The organism is Vibrio genomosp. F10 str. ZF-129 (assembly GCF_000287055.2).
In the GTDB taxonomy this organism is placed as follows: domain Bacteria; phylum Pseudomonadota; class Gammaproteobacteria; order Enterobacterales; family Vibrionaceae; genus Vibrio.
This window is the reverse complement of record NZ_AJYQ02000097.1, coordinates 45228-63184: the sequence shown is the minus strand read 5'-3', so window position 1 is coordinate 63184 and position 17957 is coordinate 45228. Positions and strand designations below refer to the sequence as shown.

Here is a 17957-nt window from a genome sequence, read left to right as displayed (position 1 = left end):
CAAACAGTTTCACAAGTAAACTAAAAACGGTGCCTAGATCTCAGGCTTGTCAAGTTGCGAAAATGTAAATCTCAAAAGTGATTTGTTTGCAAATATGTAGCATTTAAGACCTTTTGCCTATTGACTGTCTCTGTTCATTGACTACATTGGTCAAATAGTGATTAAAAATAATAGGCACATGAATTATTAGTCACTAACAGATTCACGTTATGTTTGTGACGTAATCTTCTTAACACAACATCAGTATTAAATGCATGAGGGATGTATAGCATGGCTACAGGTACAGTAAAATGGTTTAACAATGCCAAAGGATTTGGTTTTATCTGTCCAGAGGGTGAAGACGGGGATATTTTTGCTCACTACTCAACAATTAAGATGGATGGCTATCGTACGCTCAAAGCGGGTCAACAAGTCGCCTATGAAATTGAGCAAGGACCTAAAGGCTACCATGCTAGCTCCGTCGTGCCGATTGAAGCTCAAATGGCTAAATAAATATTAAGACGCCAAGAATATAAAAACCCCGCTATAACTAGCGGGGTTGTTTTTATTAATGCCTTTCCCACCATCAAAAATGGTGAGAATGATCTATATTATGCATCGATTACACTGTTTAGTGTTTGGCTTGGTCGCATTAACGCTGACACTTTTTCATCATCAAGCGCGTAATATCCACCTAAATCACCCGCCACACCTTGTGCTTCATTGAGTTCAGTAACGATAGTTGACTCGTTATCAGCTAGCGCTTTTGCAATTGGTGCAAATTCTGCTGCTAGATCTGCATCGACACTTTGTGTTGCCAACGCCTTAGCCCAGTATGCCGCTAGGTAGTAATGACTACCACGGTTATCAAGTTGATTCACTTTACGTGAAGGTGATTTGTTTTCATCTAAAAACTCACCTGTTGCTTTATCTAGCGCATCAGCTAGGACTTGTGCTTTAGCATTTCCAGTAACCGTGCTTAGGTGTTCTAACGATGCAGCAAGCGCTAAGAATTCGCCCAATGAGTCCCAACGTAAGTGATTTTCTTTTTCAACCTGTTGAACGTGTTTAGGAGCTGAACCACCGGCACCCGTTTCAAACAAACCGCCACCATTCATCAGTGGAACCACCGACAGCATTTTCGCCGATGTACCCAGTTCAAGAATTGGGAAAAGATCGGTTAAGTAGTCACGCAATACGTTTCCTGTCACAGAGATCGTATCTAATCCCTCTTTAATGCGCTCTAATGAGAATTGACACGCTTCAAGTGGTGCTAGGATCTTTATGTCTAGGCCGCTCACATCATGGTCAGGTAAGTAAGCATTTACTTTTTCGATAAGTTGCGCATCGTGTGCTCGATTCTTATCTAACCAAAATACCGCCGGTACGCCAGTCGCACGAGCGCGAGTAACGGCTAGTTTAACCCAATCTTGAATAGGGGCATCTTTCACTTGGCACATGCGGAAGATATCGCCTTCTTCCACAGGTTGCTCTAACAATGTCGCGCCTGAAGCATCCACAACACGGACTGTGCCCTGTGCGTCTAGGGTAAACGTTTTGTCATGAGAACCGTATTCTTCTGCTTTTTGCGCCATTAGGCCAACGTTTGGTACGCTGCCCATAGTGGTTGGATCAAAAGCACCGTTTTTCTTACAGAAATCGATGACTGCTTGATAGATACTAGCGTAGCTACGATCTGGAATCAGTGCCTTGGTGTCTTTCTGCTTGCCATCTGGACCCCACATTTGACCTGAAGAACGTAACATTGCAGGCATTGACGCATCCACAATGACATCACTTGGGACATGAAGGTTAGTAATACCACGATCGGAATCGACCATCGCAAGTGCCGGTTGAGTTTCGTAAACGGCAAGAATAGCCGCTTCAATTTCTTCTCTTTGAGCTTGTGGAAGTGACGCAATCTTTGAGTAAACATCACCTAGGCCGTTGTTCACATCTACGCCTAGTTGCTCGAAGGTCTCACCGTACTTGTCGAACACGTCTTTGTAATACACTTTAACGGCGTGGCCAAAGATGATTGGATCGGACACTTTCATCATTGTTGCTTTTAAGTGCAACGACAACAAAACATCTTGCTTCTTCGCATCAGCAATCTCTTTAGCAAAGAAATCCACTAACGCTGCTTTGTTTAAAACAGAACAGTCGATGATTTCTTTATCAAGGATTGCGAAAGGTTTGTTCAGCACTTTTACTGAACCATCTTGAGCAACGAATTCGATTTTGACTTCTGTGTCACCGCTTACAGTGACTGATTTTTCGCTACCAAAGAAGTCCTTCTCAGACATGCTTGATACATGTGATTGCGAATCCGGTGACCAGGCACCCATTGAATGCGGGTTCTTCTTCGCATAATTCTTCACCGAAAGCGGAGCACGGCGATCAGAGTTACCTTCACGCAATACAGGGTTTACTGCACTGCCTTTAATTTTGTCATAAGTCGCTTTGATCGCTTCTTGTTCGTCATTGCTTGGTTCTTCAGGGTAGTTAGGAAGATCGTAGCCTTTAGATTGAAGCTCTTCAATCGCTGCAATCAACTGAGGTACTGACGCTGAAATGTTCGGTAATTTAATGATATTGGCTTCTGGCGTATTCGCTAGCTCACCAAGTTCCGTCAATGCATCGCCTATGCGCTGCTCTTCTTTTAGATGCTCAGGGAAGTTTGCAATGATGCGCCCTGCTAATGAGATATCACGTGTGTCTACATTGATGCCAGAAGAAGCTGTGAAAGATTGAATGATTGGTAATAATGAATAAGTTGCTAGCGCTGGCGCTTCATCGGTAATCGTATAAATGATGGTAGGTTTTTCTGTAGGCATGAAATTTCCCTATTGTTCTAAACAGCCACTATTGGTCTCAATAATGCTGTGTGAATGTCCGCATCCTAATTGATGCGATTTTATCACTCTTTTAAACTTCTTAAGATAGTCTTGTTGAGCAGTCGTATCCTAAGTCCTTGAGTGCTGATACTTATAATTAAACAAAATCGCGATAATAGTCTATTATCTTGAGCGTTATTATGTTTTTGGGCGCGCAAATGATAGCTTATTTACAGATACGGAAAAACTTTTTACCACACTTTATTCACATTTTTGCAAGGTAGTTAACATGCAGCCGCGTTCTCGTCATAAGCAGGGCCAACGTTCTTCAACAGGCTCTCGCCCACATTTTAAACAAGGTGACACTTCAAAAGGTCGACGAGCAAGTCGCAGAAATGACACAAGCAAAGTGAAACGGGTCAATCCAGAAGATCGTAAAGTCATCGTATTCAATAAGCCGTTCGATACACTTAGCCAATTTACCGATGGTGATGGCAGAAAAACGTTAGCGGATTATATTCCAGTCAAAGAAGTCTATGCCGCAGGACGCCTCGATCGTGATAGTGAAGGTCTGATGATTTTAACCAATGATGGAATATTGCAGGCACGATTGACCCAACCAAGTTCTAAATCGCCTAAAACTTATTGGGTTCAAGTTGATGGTACCCCTAGTGAGGCGTCACTCCAACAACTCAGGGATGGCGTCGAACTGAAAGATGGTCTTACCCTTCCTGCTGAAATCCAGATAATCGAAGCGCCTACCGTTTGGGAAAGAACGCCGCCAGTTAGGGTTCGAGCAAAGATCCCGACAACATGGTTATCAATCACCATCATTGAAGGAAAGAACCGTCAGGTCCGACGAATGACAGCACATATCGGTCACCCTACTCTGCGGCTCATTCGTTACTCAATGGGCAACGTCGAACTTGCTGATCTTCAACCCGGTCAATGGAAAGAAATCACACTGTAGGTTTCCGTAACCTCATGATAGTTAAAGCGGTGTGGGGGTTGTTTCTATCGCAGAACATCACCCTTCGATAAAAAAGGTCAGCACCCATTGCTGACCTTTTTGTTATACACCACTGTGTTTATTCGCCACTATGGGTTATTAAACACGATAGTTATTCACTGATATTGTCCCCACCGCTATTACTATCTATAGAAACGAGTCGGCGACACATCCAAACCTGGGGCTATTTATGACGCTCTTTTAGCTTATTGACAACATCATTCATTGATAAACCTTGATCTTGCAGTAGCACCATCAAATGGTAAATAAGATCAGCAGATTCACAAACTAACTCCGCCTTGTCACCCGACGTTGCCGCAAGCGCGACTTCAACGCCTTCTTCGCCGACTTTCTGCGAAATACGCTTTGTACCACGAGCATAGAGACTGGCGGTATAAGAGGATTCTGGATCGGCGTCCTTGCGGGCAGCCAATAGCTGCTCAAGTTGATGAAGCCACACCATTTGAGACTCTTCTTGCTTATCCGCATCCCAACATGTTGTGGTACCGGTGTGACACGTAGGACCAATGGGATTGGCCTTGACAAGAAGCGTGTCATTATCGCAATCAAGGGAAATATTCACCAATTGAAGAACGTTCCCTGATGTTTCACCTTTGGTCCAAAGGCGCTCTTTGGTTCTTGAGAAAAATGTAACCTGCTGAGTTTCTTCTGTTTTATCAAGCGCTGCCTGATTCATGTAGCCCATCATCAAGACTTGCCCTGAGGTAAAGTCTTGCACAACAGCAGGAACCAAACCATCGACTTTATTCCAGTCTATTCTTTCAGAAAGATCATTTATCTTCGATACATTAAAACTCATACTCGTACCTCTATACCTTCTGCGTTTAAATATTGCTTCAGTTCACCAATATTGATGACTTGCTTATGAAATACCGATGCAGCAAGCGCTCCATCGACATTCGTTTGTTTATACGCTTGTGCAAAATGCTCCATTGCACCAGCACCACCAGAAGCGATGAGAGGCACATGGCAGACTTCGCGTACCATATTCAATTGCTCGATATCGTAGCCATTACGCACGCCATCTTGGTTCATCATATTCAGTACGATTTCACCCGCGCCTCGTTTTTGCACTTCTTGAACCCAATCTATTGTTTCCCAGCTTGTGGCTTTGGTTCGCTCTTCATCACCCGTAAACTGATAAACCTGATACTTACCCGTGTCTTTGTCGTAGTATGAATCGATACCCACAACAATACACTGCACACCAAATTTATCGGCGAGGTCAGTGATCAACTGAGGGTTTGCCAGTGCTGGTGAGTTGATTGACACTTTATCCGCTCCAAACTCTAAAATACGGGCCGCGTCTTCAGCAGATTTAATTCCACCAGCGACACAGAAAGGGATATCAATCACCTCTGCCACGCGGGCGACCCAGCTCTTATCCACAACACGGCCATCACTTGATGCGGTGATGTCATAAAATACCAACTCATCAGCCCCTTCTTCAGCATAACGCTGAGCCAATGGAACGATATCACCGATGATCTCGTGGTTACGAAACTGAACACCTTTTACCACTTGCCCGTCACGAACATCGAGGCAGGGAATTATTCGCTTTGCCAACATGCAAATGCCTCCTCTGCGGTAAACTTACCATCAAGTAGTGCTCGTCCCACAATCACGCCAGATACGCCACTGCCTTTGAGTGCTTCAATGTCAGCTAGGCTGCCAATACCACCAGATGACTGAAACTGGACTTGTGGATATTGCTTACACAGATCGATATACAGCTCAACATTGGAGCCCTCTAACGTGCCGTCTCGAGAAATGTCGGTACACAGCACATGCTTCAAGCCCACAGTCAGGTAATCATCAACCAGTGCTTCAATGGTCACTCCTGAATCTTCCTGCCAACCTGAAATAGCCACTCGCCTAACGCCTTGTTCATCGATATTAATGTCCAATGCGAGAACAATTTTTTCTGCGCCGTACTTTTCCATCCAGCCTTTGACCAGTTCAGGCTGCTTGACGGCTGTAGAGCCTACGACAACCCGCTGAGCCCCCGCTTCTAGCAAATCAACCACATCTTGCTCGGTTCTGACACCACCACCGATTTGAATATTGGCTGGTGTGCTCGCCAATAACTTAGCAATCAAATCTAGTTGTCGTGCTGAGGTATCTTTGGCGCCCGTTAAATCCACTAAATGCAACCAATTACCACCGGCTTGGTGGTAGAGATTGAACTGCTCAGCAGGATCGACTTTGTATTCTGTCACTTGACCATAGTCACCTTGAAATAGGCGAACAACCTGGCCTTCTATTAAATCTAATGCTGGAATAATCACGATAAATTCCTTTTCCTACGCTCAGAACGGTCACTACAGTTCTAAGAAATTTTGAATGAGTTTCGAACCGGCTTTGCTTGAACGTTCTGGGTGAAATTGAACGCCATAATAATTGCCACTTTGAAGTGCCGCCGTAAATGGAGTTCCGTAGTCACATTGCCCAATCGTGTATTCACCTACTGGCATCGCAAAACTATGGACAAAGTAAAAATACTCGTTCGTTTCTATACCTTTAAACAGCGGGTGATCAGGTGTCGCTTGAACGGTATTCCACCCCATATGAGGCAGCGGTAAATCGCCGGTTTGTAAGCGTTTAACTTCGCCTTCACACAGACCTAAACACTCGACAATTTGATCCGCTTTTTGACCTTTCTCCTGGGAAGCACGGCCCAAAAGCTGCATGCCTAGGCATATACCTAGCAGTGGTTTATCCACTTTTTTAACCAGTTCAATGAGATCGCGTTCTTGCAAGTTTTTCATTGCTTCGCTTGCGGTTCCCACCCCCGGTAGAAACAGCTTATCAGCGGCCAACACCACTTCTGGTTGCTTTGAAATCGTAACCTTGTAGCCCAACCGCTCGATGGCAAATTTCACTGAAGAGACGTTCGCACATCCTGTATCAATAATGACGACTTTCTGATCGCTCATAATACTTCCTTATTAAAGTACGCCTTTACTGCTCGGTAGTTCCGTTCCTTCCACTTTAATCGCTTGGCGAACCGTGCGACCAAACGCTTTAAACAGGCTCTCAATAATGTGGTGATCGTTGTCACCAGCCGAGGATAAGTGCAACGTACACGCTAATGTATCAGTGAGTGAGCGGAAGAAATGAACCACCATTTCTGTCGACAAATCACCAACTTGCTCTCTTGAGAACTTGGCATCAAATTTAAGGTAAGGACGCCCAGACAGATCCAGGGCACATTGCGCTAGACACTCATCCATAGGCAAACTAAAGCCAAAACGCCCAATGCCTCGTTTGTCACCTAAGGCTTCTCTAAGCGCTTCACCAAGGGCAAGAGCGGTATCTTCGATAGTGTGGTGATCGTCAATGTGAAGGTCGCCTTTGACATCCAGCTTTAATTGAAAGCCGCCGTGAGTGGCGATTTGATCCAGCATATGGTCAAAAAAGCCCATCCCAGTATCAATGCTGTTTCCACCGGTTTCATCCAGATTAACGAACACATTAATATCGGTTTCTTTGGTAGTACGAACGACTTTTGCAGTACGCGCATTGACCGTCAAGTCTTTCAGGATCTGTTTCCAACCCATTGTCTCAGGGTTGTACTGAATACCACGAATCGCCATGTTTTCAGCGAGCTGCAAGTCTGTTTCTCTGTCACCTATGACCACGGATTGAGCGAAATCGACTTTGCCACCCTGAAGATACTCTTTCACCATACCTAGCTTAGGCTTACGGCAAGAGCAATTATCTTCATCAAAGTGTGGGCAAATTAGCACGTCGTCAAAAATAACGCCTTGAGATTCGAAGATCTCCATCATCATATTTTGCGGTGCATCAAAGTCAGCTTGCGGGTAGCTATCTGTTCCTAAGCCATCTTGGTTAGTCACCATAACAAGGCGGTAACCCGCTGCTTGAAGTGATAGCAGGCTAGGAATGACGAACGGTTCCAATTTCAACTTATCTAAGCGGTCTACTTGGAAATCGATCGGAGGCTCAACAATTAAGGTGCCATCACGGTCAATAAATAATATTTTCTGTTGCTTACTCACACGAACTTCCTTTTAAAAAATAGTTTAGGCAAATAGGCTTTGCCCTAAAATACCTAAGCGTAGTAATTTCTAATAAAACCCAGTGTTTTCTCACACTCTTCACGATTACCAATACTGATACGAACGCAATTTTCGATTGGAGAGTTTCTTAATATGATGCCACTGTCCCAAGCGGCTTTGAATAGAGCATCACCATCTTGGAATTTCACCAATAAATAATTGCCCCAGCCCTCAAAGACCGTAAGTTGAGGCAAGACCGATAAGCCAGCCTGCAAATACGCTCTGTTCGCACTTAAATCAAGGACTTGATATTTCGCTCGAGCGAGCCCAGTTTCTGATAACGCTTGTTGTGCAATTTCAGCCACAGGAATCGGCACCGGATAAGGCGCGATAACCTTAAGAAGTACGTCGATGATTTCTTTGTTAGCGAGTGTAAAACCGCAACGTAATCCAGCCAATGCAAAAGCCTTAGATAAGGTACGTAATATCGCCAAATTTGGATATTGAGCTAACAAATCAACCGTTGACGCCTCAGGGCAAAAATCGATATACGCTTCATCCATGACAACAATGGCGCGATCTTTGGTCATTTCAAGCAAAGAAACAATATCTTCCCTTCTAACTAAGTTACCGGTTGGATTGTTAGGGCTGCATACGAAAACGAGCTTTACCTTGTCTAAGTTTTGTTTGATGCCCTCAAGATCCAATTGCCAATCGGAAGTAAGAGGGACGACCTTTCTCTCCACGCCAATGGTTTCAGCACTGATCGCATACATCCCATACGTTGGTGGGCAGTATAGAATGGCGTCTTCATTTGGTTCACAGAAGGCGCGAATTAAAAGCTCAATTCCTTCATCTGCACCCCTGGTTGTCAGCGTTTGCTCAGCAGTCACATTCGCGTAATCAGCATAAGCTTGTATCAAAGCCTTTGGCTGGCATTCGCTGTAACGGTTCAATCGAGCAAAATCTGTTTTGTATTCATTATTAAATGGAGATTCATTGGCATTAAGCCAAACATCCCCAGTGCCACCAATACGTCTTGCTGACAAATAAGGCGTTAAAGCCTGAACTTGCTTGCGAGCGAGCTTTTCCATCAGCTTTCTCCTTGCGCCAATTTTTCAATGCGAATAGTTACCGCGCGTTTGTGCGCATCTAAGCCTTCCGCTTCCGCCATTATCACAACGGTTGGAGCCAGTAGCTTAAGTCCATCTGCAGTGAGCTCTTGAACCGTCATTCTCTTCGAGAAATCGGCTAAGCCCAAGCTTGAATACGTTTTGGTATAGCCATACGTTGGTAATACGTGGTTCGTTCCAGACGCATAATCACCGGCAGATTCAGGAGACCAGTCACCTAAGAAAATCGAACCTGCATTATCAAGCAACGGCAACAACTCACGCGGGCTTTTCGTTTGAACAATCAAGTGCTCTGGACCATAGTAATTTGAAATAGATATCGCTTGTGTCACCGAGTCAGCAATAATCACCAAGCTCGATGCTAATGCCTTTTGGGCAATATCTGCGCGCGATAGTTCTTTTAATTGTCGCTGGACCGCATCGGTCACTTGGTCTGCGATTACCGCCGATGGTGTCACTAATACGACTTGTGAATCTGGACCATGTTCAGCTTGGCTAAGTAGGTCTGCCGCAATAAAGTCAGCGTCTGCTGTCTCATCGGCTAGAACTAATACTTCTGACGGGCCTGCAGGCATATCTATCGCTGCACCACGAAAATCATTGCTCACCTGCCTTTTCGCTTCTGTTACATAAGCATTTCCAGGTCCGAATATTTTGTCCACTTTCGTGATACTTTCCGTCCCATATGCCATCGCTGCAATCGCTTGACCGCCACCAACGCTGTAGACTTCATCGATTCCACATAGCTTCGCAACATATAAAATTTCATCGGCAATAGGCGGTGGAGAGCATAAAACCACTTTACGGCATCCTGCTATTTGAGCGGGAACCCCAAGCATTAAGACTGTTGAAGGTAGTGGCGCGCTGCCACCTGGAATATACAATCCAACCGTATTAATGGGCCGTGTTACTTGCTCACAAACCACACCTGGTTGTGTTTCGACACTCAATGGCTGAGGTATTTGTGCTTTATGGAACTTTGCAATGTTGCTATACGCTTGTTCAAGCGCAGCTTTTATTTCGTCCCCAAGCTTCGCTGATGCTGACTCGATTTCGTCGCTTGATACGCGTATAGAATCCAATTCAACGCCGTCAAATTTTTGGGTCAGTTCTTTAAGCGCTTTATCGCCTTCGTTGCGGACATTTGCAATGACGTCTGATACCGAGGCGGTAATGTTAGCGCCTTCTGTAATGGCTGGACGCTCCAATATCGAGTCTTGTTGAGATTCGCTTAATGATTGCCAAACAACTGTTCTCATGGACTTACCCCATCATTTTTTCAATTGGAAGGACAAGAATCGAGCTTGCACCCAGTTCCTTCAACTGTTCCATTGTTTCCCAAAATAGGTTCTCAGTACTCACTAGGTGAACAGCGACTTTCTCTGTATCAGAGGACAATGGCAATACTGTTGGATCTTCTGCTCCTGGGAGAAGCGCTTTAATTTGCTCTAGCTTCGATACAGGGGCGTGAAGCATGATGTACTTCGACTCTTTCGCCTGTTGGACGCCTTGCATACGGGTCAATAACTTATCGATAAGTGCTTGCTTATCAGCATCAAAGTCACCGTTGCGTTGAATCAATGTTGCTTTAGATTTGAAAATGACTTCCGCTTCTTTTAATCCGTTCGCTTCTAATGTGGCCCCCGTCGAGACTAAATCGGCAATGGCATCGGAAAGGCCAGCGCGAGGAGCGACTTCTACCGATCCCGTTAGCATACAAGCACTGTAGTCAACACCTTGCTCATCCATAAACGCTTTTAATAGCTGAGGGTATGTGGTTGCAATGCGCTTACCGGCGAGATCTTGAGGGCCGTTGTACTTTTCATCTTTATTGATAGCAATCGATAAGCGACAGCCACCAAAATCTAAACGTCGTAACGCTACATACTCGTTAGGTTTACCCAGTGCTTTGCGATCTAGGCGAACTTCTTCAAGTTCATTTTCACCAATGAAACCGAGATCAACCACACCGTCCATAATCAAGCCTGGAATATCATCATCACGCACAAGAAGCAGATCTATGGGCATATTCAGTGAATGAACAACAAGGCGTTCGCCCATCACGATAAATTTCACACCACACTTCTTAAGTAACTCTTGGCACTCTTTACTCAAGCGACCTTTCTTTTGAATAGCAATTCTTAGACGTTGTGTTTGCATTATTTCTTCCCTGTACAAATTGTTGAATTTATTAAATTTCGTTCAAGCTTAAAACTAAAAAACCCTCGGGAGACTGCATGTCTCCCGAGGGTTTGAATCTTGTTTTACCAATTTCACCTCCGGGAGCTTCTGCCTCCCGGGTATGCGTATATCTCCCCGAAAGACTAGATAGGGTGATGATGGTGATGAATATTCATAGTAATATAACGCATACTTATTGGCTCTGCTAATGTTGCTTCGTTGATAACCACACTAACTAAGCTATGTATCATTTGCAACCTTTAATTAGTACTTTTTAGTTTTTATTTGCTTTCCACAAAAAAAGAAGGCCTAAGCCTTCTTTTATATAGATAAGTCGTTAGAACTAAGCGTTTTGGTAACTTGTTACTTTTGATTTTGCAATCACGGACATTGCAAAACAAACCAACACAAAGGTAATCAGTGACGCTAGGAACGAGAACAATACCGACGCGGTAATACCCAGCACAATGAAGCCAATACACGACACCAACGCAACCGACAGTGCGTAAGGTAATTGCGTGGCAACATGGTCAATATGATTACAACGAGCACCCGTTGATGACAAAATAGTCGTATCTGAGATTGGAGAACAGTGATCACCAAATACAGAGCCAGCTAACACTGCGCTTAGCATCGGTAGCATCAGTGCAACATCCGTTGCGCCAGCCATATCACCCGCTATAGGCAGCATAATGCCAAACGTGCCCCAAGAAGTGCCCGTGGAGAAAGCCATTAAGCCAGATAATAGGAATAAAATAACCGGCAACCACATTGGGCTAATACTACCTTCAATCTGAGAAGATAAATAAGCACCGGTGTTCATGTCACCAATAACGGTACCAATCGTCCATGCGAAAATAAGAATCAAAATTGCGCCAAACATAGACTTAGCACCAATCCAAAGCGTCACACCAATATCACTAGGCGACATTTTTTGTTTTAGCACAGTCACTAACGCAACAACAAAACCCGTAATGCCACCATAAATAAGTGACATACCAACGTCGGTATTTTCAAATGCCCCCAATAATGAGAAAGCTTGACCGTCCGCCTTAAGCGCAGAACCACCTGTGTAAAGCATGGCAGAAACCGTCGCGACGATAAGACACAGAATCGGTAGGACCAGATCCGATACCTTACCGTGTTCACTTTCTTGAATATCTAGCTCTTCATTTAGTTCATGAGCTTGTGGTAGATCGGCTTCTTTATCCCCATCAAACCCACGGCCTTGAGATGCTTGAATTTCGTGTTTACGCATTTGCCCCACATCAAGCTGGAACCAAACAACCGCAAATACCATTAAGAGAGCAAACACCGCATAGAAGTTCATTGGGATCATGCGCACATACGCACCGATCGCTGAATACTCAGTGACACCGTGAGAAATTAATATTCCACCGACAATCGTCATGATGTAAGCACCCCAACTTGATGCAGGCATCAACACACACATTGGTGCGGCGGTAGAGTCGAGGATGTAGGCAAGTTTTGAGCGCGAAACATAATAGCGATCAGTGACGGGCCGGGAAATAGCGCCCACAGCCAAACTGTTAAAATAATCATCAATAAAGATGAATACCCCTAAGCAGGCGGCTAGCAGTTTAGAACCGCGTTTACTCTTCACACGAGTTTGTGCCCACTCGGCAAATGCTCGAGTACCGCCAGACATGGTTAAAAGAGCGGTCATCATGCCTAATAAAAGCAAGAAACCAACGATACTCATATTCCATGAGTTAATGCTTCCGTCTTCAATAAAGACACTTGATACGGTTTTACCGACGTACCCGGCCATGCCGGTGGCGGAGTAATCAGTAAGTAGCAACGCACCGAGTACGATGCCGACACCAAGCGAAATTAGAACGCGGCGGGTAATAATAGCAAGACTTAACGCCACAATTGGAGGCAAGAGTGACAAAGGGGATGATGCAAAATCGATTAAATTCATGATCTTCAAAAACCAGTTAGTAATGGCAAGAGATCTACTGCAGAAAAATTTCGTGATAGTAACTCATCGAAATTTCATTGAACGAAGTGAAAGGCTAACAATGACAAAAACCTAACTCTACAGTAGCGCTCCATAGTGTAAAAATTATAGACTATGGCAGTGATGTACCTATTGAGTACACCCCCAGCAAAAGGTGATGATTTCACACTTTCACTTCGGCGAAATAGCCTTTTAATGTTATTCATTGGCATCACCCCAATAACATCGACTCTTCTATCTCGCGCCTCTACCGTGCAAGGCATAAAAAACCGCCGTTACTTTAAATTAACAACAATTTAACTGGCCTCACACTTAAAGAAGATTCTATTGTACTTACAAACCACCTCTTTGCAATATTTAACTCGAAATAAGCTATCAATAATAAATTTTATCCACCAACAGTGCTAACACTCCACGCGCTTTATTATGCAACACGTGAAATACGTGAACTGTTCGACTATTTCTATTAAGGCAAACTTTTTTCTAATATCTGATACAACAATTACCTCTATTTACATTAATATGACGATATATAATCTATTTATATGCTAGTATTTATTTTGATTTCATTATTGTGTTAAATCTATTTGCAGATTAATATCAGCCAATACAATTTATTTTCATAGGAATAGACATGTCGGAACTATCAAAAACACTATTAAATATTCGTAGCCTTCGTGCCTTTGCTCGCGAATTAACCTTAGAGCAACTAGAAGAAGCCTTAGATAAATTAACGATTGTTGTTCAAGAGCGTAACGAAGCTGAAGCTGAAGAGCGTGCAGCTAAAGCGGAACAAGAACAAAAACTGGCCGCTATTGCTGAACAGATTTCAAAAGACGGTATTGATGTTGAAGCGCTTATTTCTGCGTTATCCGGCGAAACAAAAACTAAGACGGGTAAAGTAAAAGCTAAACGTGCTCCTCGCCCTGCAAAATATAAGTATGTAGATACTAATGGCGAAGAAAAGACTTGGACCGGTCAAGGCCGTACACCTTCTGCAATTCAAACTCAGCTTGATGCGGGTAAATCATTAGAAGAATTTGCACTTTAATTTCGTTTTTAAAACATCATTAAATATAAAAGGCTCCTTTAAAGGAGCCTTTCTCTTTTATCGTTCCCAATAAGATTCTTCTAAGCTGTCTTCCCTTTCAGGTAAACCCTTCGATAATCTTGGTGAATGCTGAGCTAATACTTCATAGCTCGCTCTATTAGAATATTTACACACTTGTGAAAACGATGAGTAAGTCAGAAATGTATGAGCATGCTTACTTGAGTTTGGAATATTTTCACGGTGATATGTGTTAGCAGCCATATCATGCAGTAACGCAGAGAGGGCGGCATCTCCTGCCCCATTGGTATTTTTAATTTTCTCTGGCCCGCCCATATATGGCGCTATATGTGAATACACCTTAATCGGATTATCACACATAGATTTCGCTGCAGGTCGGCTAAACTCATATCGATTAAATTCAGCAATCGATCCTGGCATTAATGGTAACGACGTTTCTCGTTTCGCCGCATCTTCCGTATAGCCCGCCATAAATAAGCCAACAGGGCCAGCCGTACATAAAACTAAATCAACCCAATTCAAAGTAATATCTGCAGCGACTAAAGGATCGTGTTCACCGGTTAAAGCTTCCGATTCTTCTTCATTCATTGCAACAACGGAAATATGTTCTTTTAAAAATTCTTGCCAGAATAAAGGATCATTCTGAATAACGTATTTTGTTCCTAACGTTAATACGACTGGGACATTATTCTTCTTTGCATACTCAATTGCTTTCATCGTTGCTAGAGGCATTGGGTCGCCCTCTTTACAGCGAACTAAATAAGCGGTGATAACCAGAGCTGAAGCATTTTTAAATATAGATTCAGGAATACTGTCTGGATGAAGTTGATTCATTTGACCTTCACTGATTGCAAAAGTCCGTTCTCCATCTTCCGTTATCAAAGCAAAACATCGCCCTATTGCGCCATCAACACCTTGCAGATGATTAAGATCCATTCGGCTCGACGTATTGCATAAATATTGATAACCATAACTGCCAATTTTAATATCTTGGCTCATCACCCCTAATAAAGTAGAACGGTCATCGGCTAACACGGAATAATTATGCAGCGTATTCCCAATGGTTCCGCCAGCATGTTCATTCGTGATGAGCTGCTCTTTTTTTAAATGATTGTATAGCGCTTCAGCGGTTGCATCATCAATAACTAATGAGTGCCCTTTGCTCAAATTATATTCTTCAATAAGATCAGAGGTTACTTTCGCTTCGATATCAACAAGCGTTTGATCAATGCCAATAATATGGGTTTGTGACATTTTTTTACTTTCTTGAGCTTGACTCACTAAAGGATCACGAGCGTGAACAGGAAAATAATGCTTGGATTTGCGTTGACCAGGGAATTTCATAAGCGACAGTTCGTATTAAGGATGAAGGGTGGATTCTACCGCGCTCAATAACACGCGGCAATCTAGCTAATTATAGCAAACGTTTGCGATGATGAAATTTATTCACCTTCCATAAAGCTCAGGTCTGGTAGACGATCTAAATGCTCTGAATAACGTTTTAAATTGAACTCGCCTTCATTTTTCATGACATCAAAAATCTCTATCGACATACAACATGCCATCATTGCAACCGCATCATCACGTGAAGTCCCTGTCATCATCAGGCGCATCAGCGTTTCTTTTACCTTCATTGGATTTCCATCTTCAAGCTGATTCTCAATCACTTGAATAAGCTCTTCTTCTTGCATGAATTCGTTTTGTTCAGACATTTTATGGCCTCGTTATTCGTTTCGTCGCACTATGCCATAGCTGAGCAAATAACTTCTACATTAATACGATTTTTTTCATCAAATGACGTTATGATTCTAGCCTAGAAACTGTCACCGCTTTCCTGTTTCTGTTAGAATCTGCGACCAGTTATAGTAAGTGGTAATAAGTCATGTCAAACAACAGCCAAAAGAAAGTCATTGTCGGAATGTCTGGGGGTGTCGATTCATCCGTTTCAGCGTATCTTCTTCAGCAGCAAGGTTATCAAGTCGAAGGCTTGTTCATGAAGAATTGGGAAGAAGACGATAATGAAGAGTATTGTACTGCGGCTGAAGATCTCGCTGATGCTCAAGCTGTCTGTGACAAATTGGGGATACACCTGCATACCATCAATTTTGCTGCAGAATATTGGGATAATGTGTTTGAGTACTTCCTAGAGGAATATAAAGCCGGAAGAACCCCTAACCCTGATATTCTTTGTAACAAAGAGATTAAATTTAAAGCATTCCTCGATTTTGCTGATGACGTGCTTGATGCTGATTATATTGCAATGGGCCATTACGTTAGCCGTACCTTTCCTGAAGGCGAAGGGAAACCACAAATGCTTCGTGGCCTAGATAGCAATAAAGATCAGAGCTATTTCTTATATACATTAAGTCATGAGCAAGTGGCCCGCAGCCTTTTCCCTGTTGGCGAACTAGAAAAACCCGAAGTGCGTCGAATTGCTGAAGAGCAAGGGCTAATTACTGCAAAGAAAAAAGACTCTACCGGTATCTGCTTTATCGGCGAGCGAAAATTCACCGATTTCTTATCGCGTTACCTACCTGCTCAGCCAGGTAAAATCGAGACACCAGAAGGCACTGTGATTGGCGAACATCAAGGTTTGATGTATCACACCCTAGGCCAGAGAAAAGGCTTACACATTGGCGGCCAAAAAGGCGGCGGCGGTAATGAAGAACCTTGGTATGTAGCAGAAAAAGATCTGAAACGTAACGTTCTTATTGCGGTACAAGGTGGCGATCACCCTCTTCTAAAATCTCAAGGGTTGATAGCATCACAGCTTCACTGGGTAGACAGAAACACGATCACCGAGCCACTCACCTGCACTGTGAAGACTCGCTATCGTCAAATAGACATTAAGTGCACCATTATCCCTATGGATGATGAAAACATTAAAGTCATTTTTGACGAACCCCAAGTTGCTGTCACACCTGGCCAATCCGCTGTCTTTTATTCAGATAATGTTTGCCTCGGTGGCGGTATTATCGAACAACGTATTTAACTAATTCGTAAACTGGAGTACTACTACGTGGCGAATTCTCTGTATGACCGTACTATAGCCTTTGCTGGTATATGCCAAGCTGTTTCATTAGTTCAACAAGTAGCCAAAGATGGTGAGTGTGATAGCGATGCCTTTAAAACCTCACTGCATGCTGTCATTAATACCAGCCCCAATAGTACCTTAGATGTGTTCGGCAGTGAGCAAGATCTAAAACTTGGGTTGCAGTGTTTGGTAAAAGGAATCGACAGTACACCCGCGGGCAGCGAAGTAACTCGCTATATCATCAGCCTAATGGCTCTCGAGAAAAAACTCAGTTTACGCAATGATGCTATGTCTCAGCTCGGTGATCGTATACAGATGTTGGAGCGACAGTTGGACCATTTTGAACTGCTTGATGACCAAATGCTCAGTAACCTAGCCAGTGTTTATCTGGATGTGGTTAGTCCTATAGGCCCTCGTATTCAGGTTTCTGGAACACCAGCTGTCTTGCAGCATACGACTAACCAGCACAAAGTTCGTGCATTATTGTTGTCGGGTATACGCAGTGCGGTTCTTTGGCGTCAAGTTGGGGGCAAACGTCGCCACTTAATTTTTGGTCGCAAGAAAATGGTCGAACAAGCTCAGATTCTATTAGCCAGAATGTAGCCAGGCTGAACATATACACAGCTTGCGAACTATCGCGAGCTGACTTTTTAGCCAACTCACTGTCTCTATTCGCTCAATGTAACTT

The 17957-nt window shown here is 43.5% G+C and carries 17 protein-coding genes, 1 riboswitch and 1 other annotated feature; of the genes, 5 read left to right on the top strand and 12 right to left on the bottom strand.

The genetic code is table 11. The features are described 5' to 3' along the window. The first annotated feature begins 270 nt into the window (after nt 1-270). Nucleotides 271-492, top strand: coding sequence for a cold shock domain-containing protein CspD (gene cspD, locus A1QO_RS11530; RefSeq protein ID WP_017034915.1), 222 nt, complete (start codon nt 271-273; stop codon nt 490-492). Nucleotides 493-590: 98 nt separating this feature from the next. Here the strand turns inward: cspD and A1QO_RS11525 are convergent, their stop codons facing one another. Further along, nucleotides 591-2816, bottom strand: a complete 2226-nt coding sequence (locus A1QO_RS11525) for an NADP-dependent isocitrate dehydrogenase (protein WP_017041609.1) — start codon at nt 2814-2816, stop codon at nt 591-593. A gap of 289 nt (nt 2817-3105) precedes the next feature. Here A1QO_RS11525 and A1QO_RS11520 point away from each other — a divergent pair, with 289 nt between their 5' ends. After that, nucleotides 3106-3786: a pseudouridine synthase gene (locus A1QO_RS11520; RefSeq protein ID WP_017034913.1), complete on the top strand. Its 681-nt coding sequence runs from the start codon at nt 3106-3108 to the stop codon at nt 3784-3786. Nucleotides 3787-4009: 223 nt separating this feature from the next. On the opposite strand, the gene hisIE is transcribed toward A1QO_RS11520, so the two are convergent. The 9 genes from hisIE to A1QO_RS11475 all read right to left on the bottom strand — a co-directional run bounded on the left by hisIE (nt 4010) and on the right by A1QO_RS11475 (nt 13127). Continuing rightward, nucleotides 4010-4645 (bottom strand): bifunctional phosphoribosyl-AMP cyclohydrolase/phosphoribosyl-ATP diphosphatase HisIE, encoded by a 636-nt coding sequence (gene hisIE / locus A1QO_RS11515; protein ID WP_017041608.1) that lies wholly within the window; start codon nt 4643-4645, stop codon nt 4010-4012. After that, nucleotides 4642-5415, bottom strand: coding sequence for an imidazole glycerol phosphate synthase subunit HisF (gene hisF, locus A1QO_RS11510; RefSeq protein ID WP_017041607.1), 774 nt, complete (start codon nt 5413-5415; stop codon nt 4642-4644). The genes hisIE and hisF overlap by 4 nt, the downstream gene beginning before the upstream one ends. Continuing rightward, complete coding sequence (gene hisA / locus A1QO_RS11505) at nt 5397-6134, bottom strand: 1-(5-phosphoribosyl)-5-[(5-phosphoribosylamino)methylideneamino]imidazole-4-carboxamide isomerase (protein WP_017034910.1); 738 nt, start codon at nt 6132-6134, stop codon at nt 5397-5399. Before hisA ends, hisF begins: the two co-directional genes overlap by 19 nt. 33 nt (nt 6135-6167) lie before the next feature. Next, nucleotides 6168-6782 carry an imidazole glycerol phosphate synthase subunit HisH gene (gene hisH, locus A1QO_RS11500; RefSeq protein WP_017034909.1) on the bottom strand — a complete coding sequence of 205 codons (615 nt, stop codon included), beginning with the start codon at nt 6780-6782 and terminating at the stop codon, nt 6168-6170. A 12-nt stretch (nt 6783-6794) separates the two neighbouring features. Beyond that, entirely contained in the window at nt 6795-7868 is a 1074-nt protein-coding gene (gene hisB / locus A1QO_RS11495; protein ID WP_017034908.1) for a bifunctional histidinol-phosphatase/imidazoleglycerol-phosphate dehydratase HisB, read from the bottom strand. A gap of 53 nt (nt 7869-7921) precedes the next feature. Further along, a complete protein-coding gene (gene hisC, locus A1QO_RS11490) occupies nt 7922-8962 on the bottom strand; it encodes a histidinol-phosphate transaminase (protein ID WP_017038970.1) in 1041 nt (346 codons plus the stop codon). Continuing rightward, nucleotides 8962-10260, bottom strand: a complete 1299-nt coding sequence (gene hisD / locus A1QO_RS11485; RefSeq protein ID WP_017041606.1) for a histidinol dehydrogenase — start codon at nt 10258-10260, stop codon at nt 8962-8964. The genes hisC and hisD overlap by 1 nt, the downstream gene beginning before the upstream one ends. Before the next feature lie 4 nt (nt 10261-10264). Continuing rightward, nucleotides 10265-11161, bottom strand: coding sequence for an ATP phosphoribosyltransferase (hisG, locus tag A1QO_RS11480; RefSeq protein ID WP_017034905.1), 897 nt, complete (start codon nt 11159-11161; stop codon nt 10265-10267). A gap of 53 nt (nt 11162-11214) precedes the next feature. After that, nucleotides 11215-11350, bottom strand: a sequence feature (His leader region). 175 nt (nt 11351-11525) lie between these two features. Then, nucleotides 11526-13127, bottom strand: coding sequence for a Na+/H+ antiporter NhaC family protein (locus A1QO_RS11475; RefSeq protein WP_017034904.1), 1602 nt, complete (start codon nt 13125-13127; stop codon nt 11526-11528). A gap of 115 nt (nt 13128-13242) precedes the next feature. Next, nucleotides 13243-13424: riboswitch (Lysine riboswitch) on the bottom strand. Between the two features lie 376 nt (nt 13425-13800). Here A1QO_RS11475 and A1QO_RS11470 point away from each other — a divergent pair. Then, nucleotides 13801-14217: an H-NS family nucleoid-associated regulatory protein gene (locus A1QO_RS11470; RefSeq protein WP_017034903.1), complete on the top strand. Its 417-nt coding sequence runs from the start codon at nt 13801-13803 to the stop codon at nt 14215-14217. A gap of 57 nt (nt 14218-14274) precedes the next feature. Here the strand turns inward: A1QO_RS11470 and A1QO_RS11465 are convergent, their stop codons facing one another. Both A1QO_RS11465 and A1QO_RS11460 read right to left on the bottom strand, forming a co-directional pair. Continuing rightward, on the bottom strand, nt 14275-15579 hold the full coding sequence (locus A1QO_RS11465; protein WP_017034902.1) for an inosine/guanosine kinase: 1305 nt from the start codon (nt 15577-15579) through the stop codon (nt 14275-14277). Between the two features lie 98 nt (nt 15580-15677). Then, entirely contained in the window at nt 15678-15947 is a 270-nt protein-coding gene (locus tag A1QO_RS11460) for a hypothetical protein (RefSeq protein ID WP_017034901.1), read from the bottom strand. A 170-nt stretch (nt 15948-16117) separates the two neighbouring features. On the opposite strand from A1QO_RS11460, the gene mnmA reads away from it, so the two are divergent. Together mnmA and hflD are read left to right on the top strand one after the other, a co-directional pair. Further along, nucleotides 16118-17227 carry a tRNA 2-thiouridine(34) synthase MnmA gene (mnmA, locus tag A1QO_RS11455; RefSeq protein WP_017040622.1) on the top strand — a complete coding sequence of 370 codons (1110 nt, stop codon included), beginning with the start codon at nt 16118-16120 and terminating at the stop codon, nt 17225-17227. A 27-nt stretch (nt 17228-17254) separates the two neighbouring features. Beyond that, nucleotides 17255-17872: a high frequency lysogenization protein HflD gene (hflD, locus tag A1QO_RS11450; RefSeq protein WP_017034899.1), complete on the top strand. Its 618-nt coding sequence runs from the start codon at nt 17255-17257 to the stop codon at nt 17870-17872. Nucleotides 17873-17957 lie beyond the last annotated feature (85 nt).